The following is a 7268-nucleotide window of genomic DNA, read 5'->3' as shown; positions in this document are numbered from 1 at the left end:
GGGCGGGCTGGGGCCTGTACTGCGCGACCAAGTTCTCCGTCGAGGCCGTGACCGAGGCCCTGCGGCTGGAGCTCGCGCCGCTCGGCATCCAGGCGACCGCCATCGAGCCCGGCCCGTTCCGCACGGACTTCCTGGACTCCTCCTCGCTGCACCGCACCGAGCGGGTCATCGAGGACTACCAGGCGAGCGCGGGAGGCATGCGCGCCTGGGCCGACGACAGCAACCACGCCCAGGACGGCGACCCGGTGAAGGCGGCGGCTGCCATCCTCACCGTCGCCCGGGCGGAGGAGATGCCGGCCCGGATCCCGCTGGGCAAGGCCAGCCTCGCCGACGTGGAGGACAAGCTCGCCGGAGTGGCCCGTGAGATCGGGACGTGGCGGGACCTCGCCCTGTCCACCGACTTCACCTCGTGACCCGGGCCGGCTCCGCGGCACCGTGAGGGCCCCGGGTCCCCCGCCGCCACGGCGGGGGACCCGGGGCCCGGGCTGTGCCGGCCGGTCTCAGCGCAGCGCCTCGGGGCCGCCGTTGAGCGCGGTGAGCAGGGCCAGGGGCGTGGCCGCGGCCCAGGCCTGCGGCGAGCAGGAGTGCGGATACGGCACGGGGACCGGGTGCTCGTCCCGCCCGTACCCGGCCATCACCTCCGGCAGCCGCCAGTCGTGCGCGGCGGCCGCCTGGACCAGCCCGTGGGCGATCTGCGAGGCCTCCTCCGCCAGACCGCTGCGCGCCAGACCCAGCACGACGACCGCGTTGTCGTGCGGCCAGATGCTGCCGCGGTGGTACGACAGCGGGTGGTAGGGGGCCTGGCCCGACGCCAGGGTGCGCACCCCCCAGCCGGAGAAGAAGTCGGGCTGCAGCAGGCGCCGTCCCACCGTCCGCGCGTCGGCCGGGTCGAGGATGCCGGACCACAGCAGGTGCCCGGCGTCCGAGGCGAGGGCGTCGACCTGCCGGTCCTCGCCGTCCAGGGCGAGGGCGGGGAAGTCCGGGCCGCTCATCCAGAAGTCCCGGCGGAACCGTTCCCGCAGGTCCGCCGCGGCCTTCTCGAGCCGGGCCGCCTCCTCGGCGTCGCCCCACACGGTCCGGGCCAAGCGCGCGGTGCGGACCAGGGCGTCGTAGGCGTAGCCCTGGACCTCGGCGACGGCGAGCGCGCCCTCGGGCCGGCGGCCGTCGGCGAAGCAGATGGCCCCTTCGGAGTCCTTCCAGTTCTGGTGCGCCAGCCCGCCGCGCGCGGCGTCGGAGGTGTAGCGGAGGTAGCCGCTCCCGCCCAGCCCGCCGTCGCGGAACATCCACTCCACCGCGGCACGGGCGTGCGGCTCCAGGCGCCGCGCGAGCCGTGGATCGCCGGTCGCCGCGCTGTGGGCCTCCAGCAGCACCAGGAAGAGCGGGGTGGCGTCGGCACTGCCGTAGTAGCGGCCGTACGGCACCTGCCGGAAGTGGGCGAGTTCACCGTGCCGGACCTCGTGCACGATCCTGCCCGGCTGCTCGAGGCGGGCCGCGTCGTACCGGGTGCCCTGAGTGGCCGCCAGCGCGAGCAGGGTGTCGGCGGCCAGCTCCGGCCGGTACGGCAGCGCGAACAGCGAGGTCAGCAGCGAATCGCGGCCGAAGAGGGTGAGGAACCAGGGGATGCCGGCCGCGGGCACCAGCAGCGGCTCGCCGGCCGGGCCCGTCGCCGGTACGCGGAGCCGGGCCAGGTCGGCCAGGCCCGCCGCGCAGGCCCGGGCGAGCTCGTCCCAGTTGGTGAGCGAACGCGGCCGCGGCCGCGCCTGGACGAAGCCGTCCTCCTCGGCGGCATGCCGGTTGCGGACCGCCATCGGGTCCGGGGGAGCGTCCGGTTCCGCGGCGCCGTGGGGCACCGCCCGGACGCTCAGGGCGAGCTCGGCCGCACCGTGTCCGGGCAGGGACAGCCGCCAGGTGAGCAGGCGCGCGGTGCCCTCCGGCGCCAGCGGGCGGACTTCCGCGGGGGCGGGGGAGGCAGTGACGGTGGTACGCGCGTCCCAGTCCTCGCCGCGCCGGTAACGGAAGGTGACGCCGTCCGGCCGGTCCTCGGCGGTGCGCCGCCCGTCGGCCTTGTCGTAGTGCCGGTGGTCGCCCCGCAGCTCGAACTGGTCCGCGAAGTCGGCGTCCACCTCCAGCGCGATCTCCACCGTCGCCGGCTCCGCGCGGTTGCTGACCACGCGGACGCGCTCGGTGAGCGCACCCGCCACGACGGCCTGGCGGCGGAAGAGCGCGTACGCGGGCGGTTCGTCCCGGCCGCCCTCAGGGGTGAGCACGAAGCCGTCGTCGGAGGAGGTCAGCAGGGACGGCGTGACGCCGTCCGCGGTGAGTCGCCAGCGGCTCAGGTGCCGGGCGTCGCGGAGGAAGAGGCCGTCCGGGGTGTCGCCACGGCGTCCGGTGATGTCTCCGGAGCGGCTGGTGGAGGCGAAGGTGCCGCGGTGGACCAGCAGACGTTCGACGGTCATCGGGCGGGCTCTCCTTGGGGTGTCCGGTGCAGCAGGTCCAGGGCCAGCGCCGCGGTCCAGCTGAAGCGGCGGATGCCGCGGCCCTGGCCGCCGTGCGGTTCGACGTACTCGGCGAAGCCGGTGCGGTAGGCGTCGTCGAGCGCCTGGTCGCGCAGGGCGCCGGCCGCCTCGGTCGCGCCGTGCTGCCGCAGGCCTCGGTGGACCAGCCAGGCGGTGTTGAACCAACTGGGGCCCCGCCAGTAGCGGTTGCCGTCGTACTCGGGGGCGGTGAGGTCGTAGCTCGGCACCAGGTGCACCCCGCCGAGCCGGAAGCGCTCGCCGTGGGCCGTCGCGATCAGCGACCGTACGACGCTGTCCGGGAGGCCCGGCACGACCAGCGGTACGAGTCCCGCGACGCTGTGGCCGCCGACGGCCCCGCCGGTCGTCAGGTCACGGGCGAGGAAGATGCCCGCGGTGGGGTCCCACAGCCGCTCGACCAGCGCGGCCGTGGCCTCGGCCGCCTTCCGGCGGTGCGGTGCGGGGTCCGCGCCGGCGGCCGCGGCGATCTCGGCGAGGGCGTGCTCGGAGGCGATGAACAGGGCGTTGAAGCAGGGGTCCTCGAGGGCGAAGGCGTGCGGGGTGCGCGCGTCGTCGTAGCCGTGGTCGCGGTAGTCGGCGGCGAGCCGGACGTAGCGGCCGTAGTCGAGGTCGGTGGGGCGGTCGGCGGGCGCGCTGTGGTCGAGGTCCGCCCTGCGAAAGGACTCCGGCGGGGCCGGTTCGACCCGGGCGAGCGCCGCGTCCCAGACCGGGCTGTTGTCCAGGCCGGGCTCCCAGGGGTGCACCACGGCCGCCAGCCCGCCGCCGCCCAGGTCGCGCGAGGCGGCGAGGTAGCGGTGCCAGGCGGCGAGCCGGGGGTACATCCGGCGCAGGAAACCGCGGCGCCGGGACTCGGCCGGGTCCGCGAGGTGGACCTGCCAGGCGGCGAGGGCGTGCACCGGCGGCTGGACGATGCCGGAGGTCTCGATGTCCGCCGGCGCGCCTGAAGCCGCTCCCGCGCGCGAGCTGCGCCAGAAGTCGGGGCTCGGGAAGTACGCGTCCAGGGGCACCGAGGGGTTGAAGACGATGTGCGGGACACGGCCGTCGCGCCATTGCGCCCCCAGCAGGGTCTCCAGTTCGCGCTGGGCCCTGCGCGGGGCGAGCCGGGCCAGCCCGATGGCGATGAAGGCGGAGTCCCAGCTCCACTGGTGCGGGTAGAGGGTGCGCGAGGGGACGGTCGCCGCGCCCGTCCAGTTGGACAGCAGGACGCGGGCGGCGGCCCGGCGCAGCGCGGAGTCCCGGTCCCCTTCGCGGTCAGGGGAGCGCAGGGCCGGTTCCAGGACGGCCGTCATCCGGCGGCCCGGTGCAGGAACGCGGGGACGGAGCGCACGGCGTCGACGGGGTCACCGGTCAGACGGCACTCCGCGGCCAGGTAGCCGTCGTACCCGGCGGCGTCCAGCGCCCCGAGCCAGGCCGGCCAGTCCAGGTGGCCGGCGCCGGGCTGGAAGCGATTGGAGTCGCTGACCTGGGCGTGGCCGATCAGCGGTGCCACGGCCAGGATGGCCGCAGCAGGATCGGTCTCCTCGATGTTCATGTGGTAGCTGTCGATCCCGATGCGCACCGAGTCCAGACCCACGGTGCGGATCAGGTCGGCGGCCTGCTCCAGCCGGTTGACCATGTGGTCCTCGTAGCGGTTGAGGGGCTCCAGGAAGAGCGTGACACCCTCGGCGCGGGCGTGCTCACCCAGTTCCGTCAGTCCCTCAAGGAGCACCTCGCGGTCCTCCTCCTCGCTGCGCGGCGGCTCGAAGGGCGGCAGCCTGCGGGAGAACATGCCGTACGAGGCAGGGGTCTGGGCCCCGCGGCCGCCGAGTTCGGCGATGACGCTGAGCTGCGACTTCATCTGGGCGACGGCGTCACGGCGCAGGTCGGGGTCGAAGGCGCCGAAGAAGTGCAGCATGTCGACGCAGACGGTCGGCATGACGACCCCGTCGGCCTGGGCCCTGCGCAGTTCGGGGAGCCGGTCGCGGAAGTGGAGGTCGCCCTTGCCGCGCAGTTCGATGGCGTCGTAGCCGGCTTCCTGGGCGAACTCCCACTTCTGCTGGAGGGTGTCACCGGGCAGCAGCTGTTCCTGGCAAGCGGTCTTGAACATGATCGAGGGGCCTCTCAGAACTCCAGGACGACCTGGAGCGCGTCGGCGGGACGCTCATCCAGCAGGACGTAGGCTTCGGCCGCGTCGGCGACCGGGACGACATGGCTGACGAGGGACTCCACGTCGACGCGCCCCTCGGCGACCAGCCGCAGGAAGGTCTGCTGGAGGCGTTCGACGCTCCAGCGCCCGCTGAGCTGCGGCGGGACCCCGCCGATCTGGGAGCAGATCAGCTGCACGCGGTTGTGGTGGAACTCGTCGCCGAGCCGCAGGCCCACGCCGTCGCCCTGGTAGAAGCCGGAGGCGACGACGCGCCCGCCGACCGCGACCGAGCGCAGGGCGTCGTGCAGCGCCGGGTAGGCGCCGCTGATCTCGATGGCGACGTCGGCGCCGCGGCCGTCGGTGGCGGCGCGGATCCGCTCGGCGACCGCGTCCGTGCGGGCGTTGAGGGTGGTCGTCGCGCCGTACTCCGCGGCCTTGGCGAGGCGGACGTCGAGCGCGTCGACCGCGGTGACGCGGGCGCCGTTCAGCTGGGCGAGCCGGGTGGTGAGCAGCCCGATGACGCCCTGGCCGAAGACGGCGACGTCCTCACCGAGGTGGACGTCGGCGCCGAGGACGGCGTTGTAGGCGATCGCCCCGACGCGGGCGAAGGCACCGGCCAGCGGCTCCAGGCCGGCCGGGAGCACGTGCCCGGCCATGCGCTCGGCGGGCACGACGCCCTCGCTGCGGTGGCCCCAGATGCCCCAGACGAGGTCGCCCACGGCGGGCATGCCGGGGACGTCCGTGAGCTCGGGTGAGACTTCCGTCACCTCGCCGACCTCGGAGTACCCCCAGCCCGCGACGGGGTACTCGATGCCCGCCGCGCCCTCGCGGAACAGGCGCGCCTCCGGGTCCCAGGTGCGGGTCAGGTACGGGTTGGTGCCGCGGTACGCGGTGAGCTCGGTGCCCGCCGAGATGCCGGAGTAGCGGGTTCGTACGCGCAGATGGCCAGGGGGCAGGGGAGCTGACTCGCTCGGGGCGACCTCCACCTGACGGGGGCCGGTGAACTGGACGACGCGTTCCACAGGGGGACTCCGGAAAGATCGGTTATGCGGTCCGTTCAGCCATCGGAGGCTGACTTACGTCGAAGATATCCGAGACTTAAGTCTTGTCAACAAGCAAAAGTGGTGCTCTGATGCAACGCGTACGTAACGCGAGGCTGACGTGAGGACGGTTGATGCGCATGTGGTCCCGACGGTCGAGGGCGCTGGCGAGCGGCTTGGCCGCCGCACTGGGGGTCGGGCTGATGTCCGGGTGCGCGGCACAGGACCCCGGTAAACCCGACGGCAAGATCACCGTCTGGAGCCTGGAGAACCTCACCGACCGCGTGGAGGCGACGAAGAAGACCGTCGCCGCCTTCGAGAGGAGCAGCGGTGTGAAGGTGAACCTGGTCGGGGTCGACGAGGGCCAGCTGCCGCAGCTGATCATGTCGGCGGCCGCCGCGGGCACCCTCCCCGACGTCATCGGCGGCATACCCCTCGCGCCGGTCTGGCAGATGTACAGCAACGGCCTGCTGAACACCGGCGCCACGAAGAAGATTGTCGACGACCTGGGGCCGGGCACGTTCAACAGCAACGCCCTGAAGCTGACCGGTGACGGGGCCACCCGCCTCGGCGTGCCCAGCGACGCCTGGATGCAGATCCTCGTCTACCGCAAGGACCTCTTCGCCAAGGCCGGGCTCGCCGCCCCCGACAGCTACGACGCGATGCTCAAGGCCGCGCGCGAGCTCCACAGCGGCGGCACGAGCGGCATCTCCCTGTCCACCGACCCCGGTGACGTCTTCACCCAGCAGAGCTTCGAGGACCTCGCCCTCGCCAACGGCTGCGAACTCGCCGACACCAAGGGCGACGTCACCCTCGACAGCCCCCAGTGCGACCGCGCCTTCGACGCCTACAACAAGCTCGCCGGCGACTACGGCGCCCCGGGCACCCAGACCGTGGACACCACCCGGGCCACCTACTTCGCCGGCCGCTCCTCCATGATCGTCTGGTCCACCTTCCTCCTCGACGAGCTGGCCGGACTGCGGGGCGACGCCCTGCCCAGCTGCGCCCAGTGCAAGAAGGACCCGCAGTACCTCTCCGACAACAGCGGGATCGTCACCGCGCTGAGCGGACCCGACTCCACCAGGCCCGCCCAGTTCGGCGAGGTCTCCTCGTGGGTCGTGACCAAGACCGCCGAGACCGCCGCCTCGGAGAAGTTCATCGAGTTCATGATGGGCGACGGCTACCAGGGCTGGTTCGGCATGGCCCCCGAGGGCAAGATCCCGGTCCGGGCGGGCACCGCCGACGACCCGCAGAAGTACCTCAAGGCCTGGCGCGCCAGCGACATCGGCGTGGACACCAAGAAGTCCATGGAAGAGGTCTTCTCGCCGCAGCTGCTCGACGAACTCGCCGCCGGCGTCGGCAACATGAAGCGCTGGGGCATCACCCAGGGCCAGGGGGCGCTGGTCGGCGCCACCATCGGCGAACTGCCCATCCCCAAGGCGGTGGGCGACATGACCACGGGCCAGACCTCCCCGCAGGAGGCCGCCGAGGAGGCCGACGCGGAAGTCGCGGCCCTGCAGAAGTCCCTCCAGTGAGCCGCACCCGGCCTCGTCCTTCAAGGAAGCAGTG

At 73.4% G+C, this 7268-nt stretch carries 6 protein-coding genes; 2 read left to right on the top strand and 4 right to left on the bottom strand.

Translation table 11 applies throughout. The annotated features are described in order from the left end of the window. On the top strand, positions 1-413 hold a 413-nt coding region (locus PV350_RS24605; protein WP_500336108.1), incomplete at its 5' end, for an SDR family NAD(P)-dependent oxidoreductase. 87 nt (positions 414-500) lie between these two features. On the opposite strand, the gene PV350_RS24600 is transcribed toward PV350_RS24605, so the two are convergent. From PV350_RS24600 to PV350_RS24585, 4 genes are read right to left on the bottom strand one after another with little or no spacing between them, the layout of a single operon-like run. Beyond that, a complete protein-coding gene (locus PV350_RS24600) occupies positions 501-2456 on the bottom strand; it encodes an amylo-alpha-1,6-glucosidase (protein WP_499515821.1) in 1956 nt (651 codons plus the stop codon). Next, complete coding sequence (locus tag PV350_RS24595; protein ID WP_499515822.1) at positions 2453-3823, bottom strand: MGH1-like glycoside hydrolase domain-containing protein; 1371 nt, start codon at positions 3821-3823, stop codon at positions 2453-2455. Before PV350_RS24595 ends, PV350_RS24600 begins: the two co-directional genes overlap by 4 nt. Beyond that, positions 3820-4620, bottom strand: a complete 801-nt coding sequence (locus tag PV350_RS24590; protein WP_499515823.1) for a sugar phosphate isomerase/epimerase family protein — start codon at positions 4618-4620, stop codon at positions 3820-3822. Before PV350_RS24590 ends, PV350_RS24595 begins: the two co-directional genes overlap by 4 nt. A 14-nt stretch (positions 4621-4634) precedes the next feature. Further along, on the bottom strand, positions 4635-5681 hold the full coding sequence (locus PV350_RS24585; protein WP_499515824.1) for a zinc-dependent alcohol dehydrogenase: 1047 nt from the start codon (positions 5679-5681) through the stop codon (positions 4635-4637). A 152-nt stretch (positions 5682-5833) separates the two neighbouring features. On the opposite strand from PV350_RS24585, the gene PV350_RS24580 reads away from it, so the two are divergent. After that, entirely contained in the window at positions 5834-7234 is a 1401-nt protein-coding gene (locus tag PV350_RS24580; protein ID WP_499515825.1) for an ABC transporter substrate-binding protein, read from the top strand. Positions 7235-7268: the final 34 nt, after the last annotated feature.

It is taken from the genome of Streptomyces sp. PA03-6a (assembly GCF_033792765.1).
Lineage (GTDB): Bacteria > Actinomycetota > Actinomycetes > Streptomycetales > Streptomycetaceae > Actinacidiphila.
Note: the sequence above shows the minus strand (reverse complement) of the source record. Positions and strands in the feature narration are given on the sequence as shown.

Excerpts from the sequence above, each read along its gene's own strand:
- PV350_RS24600 (WP_499515821.1), bottom strand. The coding sequence starts at position 2,456 with ATGACCGTCGAACGTCTGCTGGTCCACCGCGGCACCTTCGCCTCCACC.
- PV350_RS24595 (WP_499515822.1), bottom strand. The coding sequence starts at position 3,823 with ATGACGGCCGTCCTGGAACCGGCCCTGCGCTCCCCTGACCGCGAAGGG.
- PV350_RS24590 (WP_499515823.1), bottom strand. The coding sequence starts at position 4,620 with ATGTTCAAGACCGCTTGCCAGGAACAGCTGCTGCCCGGTGACACCCTC.
- PV350_RS24580 (WP_499515825.1), top strand. The coding sequence starts at position 5,834 with ATGCGCATGTGGTCCCGACGGTCGAGGGCGCTGGCGAGCGGCTTGGCC.